We start from the raw sequence: 2189 nt of genomic DNA, 5'->3' as shown, positions 1-2189 counted from the left end.
AGTTCAATTGATGAAACATTAATTCCTAGTTGTTCAAGCTCTTGCCTAAGCACTTTGAGACATCGGCTGCAAACCATATTTTTAATATTTAATTTCATCACGTTGTTATTAATTTGTTGATTCTACAGCATGGTCTTTTCCGATCCTTCTAAACGGCCATTTCTGATACTCTAAAGACCAAAGTCGAGCGTAATTTCTGATGTTCTGCGCTACTTACTATATTCGTTGTCACGAAAAAAATCTAACAGTTCTTTTTTTTTATCTGCTGATAATCTGGCGTTTCCGTGCATCATGCGGTACGATTTCAAGGGCATTTCGTCTTTTTCAATCTGGCTGATGATGCTTTTTATTTTTGCTTTCTTCCGTCTTTTTGAATAGTCATTGAACTCATCAAAATTGAGTTCTTCTTTGCCTTCTTTAATATGCTGAGCCATAAAATATGCTCCCGGCTGCAATTCCGAATACCAGGGATAGCGGGTGTTATTGGAATGACAGTCATAACACGAAACTTTAAGAATAGCAGCCACGTTGGCGGTCACCTTTTGGGTTCTTTCAAAACTTTGACCTGGCTGAACGGTGGAGACATTACGCTCCACCGGTATGACCTGAATGACTAAAACAATAGCCACCACTAGCACCGCCAGCCAGCCTATGATATTCAATTTTCTCATATTACATGGTGCTCATATCGTGACCCGCCATGGGATCAACCCCTTTCTTGAAAATGAATTCACTGTTCAGTAGGTATGCTCCGGAGACCACTACTTCGTCTCCCGCCTTAATTCCTGATGTGATTTCTATTCTGTCTTCATATTCGAGACCCGTTTCCACCATTCTGTTGACGAAGGTGTTCTTCGCGGTTTTCACCCACACCGTGGAAGATTTGCCATCCCTGATTACCGCATCCACAGGCATTGAAAGACCATCACGGGATTTGTTTTCCACAAGAACATATACCGGCATACCGGGTTTCAGCATGTTTCCTTTGTTGGGCACGGAAATGCGAACCAGATTTATCCTGCTGGAGGCGCTTATTTCAGGGTTTGTAAAATCAATCTTCCCATCAATCTTCAAATTATCCAGATCGGGAATATATACGGTGACCTTGCTGTCTTTCTGAAGGAGAGCCATTTGAGAGGAATAAACCTGCGCCTCCGCCCACAGCGATGAAAGGTCTGCCAGATTCACGATGGTGCCGCCTTCCGCAAGATAATCACCTTCAGCAATGCTCAGATCGGTGATGTAGCCGGCTGCATTGCTGAACACGGTAGTGGTTGGCGTGGCTTTTCCTGATCTTTCCAACTGTTTGATCTGGCTTTCGGACATTCCCCATAAATAAAGCTTGTTGCGGGAACTTTGGAGCAACTGATCAAAATCAATGGAAGTATTGCCGACAAACAGTTTGCGTCTTTCTAATGCCAGCAAATATTCCTGCTTTGCATTATTGAGTTCTTCACTGTAAATATCGACCAACGGCGCCCCCTTCGGAACAAAATCGCCAATGTTTTTATAATACAACCGTTCAACTCTGCCCATTACTCTGGAACTTACTGCCTGCATTTGGTACTGATTAAAATTGAGTGTTCCAGTCAGGGTAAGTTTGTCGGCCATAGACCCATCAGATAGCGCGACTGTTTTGATATTCCCAAGTTTAACCTGCTCGTCATTCAAAACAATTTCGTTAGGATCCGCATTCTTTTTCTTCTCCACAGGCACCAAATCCATGTGACAAATGGGGCATTTTCCGGGTTTATCGGAGACTACCTGCGGGTGCATGGAACAGGTGTAGTAGATATCGTGGCCGGCATGCGGATCTTCCTCCTTTTTACAGGAGTAAAGAAAAACCAGCAAGGCCAGCATTAAAATATTAAATTTCATCTTATCAATTTTTATCTGTTAATTTTTATGAAACTTTCGCTGTCCATCAGGTACTGTGCATTTTCGGCAACTCCATCTTCAGGAAGCAAACCACTGACGATCTGAATTTTATCGCCTACCACCGCGCCGGTAACAACTTTATGGGCAATAAAACCGCCTTCTACTTTTTTGAACGCGATTTTATCAATCCCTAAAGAAACCACCGCTGATTTCGGCAACCAATCTGCCATTCTGTTGTGGCTCAGAATCTCCGCTTTAACCTGACTTCCGACAGGAATTTTTGCGGTGGAATTATCAAAATAGACGCGCGC

2 protein-coding genes and 1 pseudogene are annotated in these 2189 nt (G+C 43.1%); all 3 read right to left on the bottom strand.

Annotated elements, in window-relative coordinates; translation table 11 throughout:
* Window positions 1-209 precede the first annotated feature (209 nt).
* Window positions 210-671 (bottom strand): heme-binding domain-containing protein, encoded by a 462-nt coding sequence (locus tag V5N63_RS09915; RefSeq protein WP_332033814.1) that lies wholly within the window; start codon window positions 669-671, stop codon window positions 210-212.
* Between the two features lies 1 nt (window position 672).
* Complete coding sequence (locus tag V5N63_RS09910) at window positions 673-1878, bottom strand: efflux RND transporter periplasmic adaptor subunit (protein ID WP_332033813.1); 1206 nt, start codon at window positions 1876-1878, stop codon at window positions 673-675.
* 11 nt (window positions 1879-1889) lie between these two features.
* A pseudogene (locus tag V5N63_RS09905) lies at window positions 1890-2189 on the bottom strand (efflux RND transporter periplasmic adaptor subunit); the annotation flags it as partial.

The organism is Kaistella sp. (assembly GCF_032060305.1).
Lineage (GTDB): Bacteria > Bacteroidota > Bacteroidia > Flavobacteriales > Weeksellaceae > Kaistella > Kaistella yananensis.
Note: the sequence above shows the minus strand (reverse complement) of the source record. Positions and strands in the feature narration are given on the sequence as shown.

Excerpts from the sequence above, each read along its gene's own strand:
- V5N63_RS09910 (WP_332033813.1), bottom strand. The coding sequence starts at position 1,878 with ATGAAATTTAATATTTTAATGCTGGCCTTGCTGGTTTTTCTTTACTCC.
- V5N63_RS09915 (WP_332033814.1), bottom strand. The coding sequence starts at position 671 with ATGAGAAAATTGAATATCATAGGCTGGCTGGCGGTGCTAGTGGTGGCT.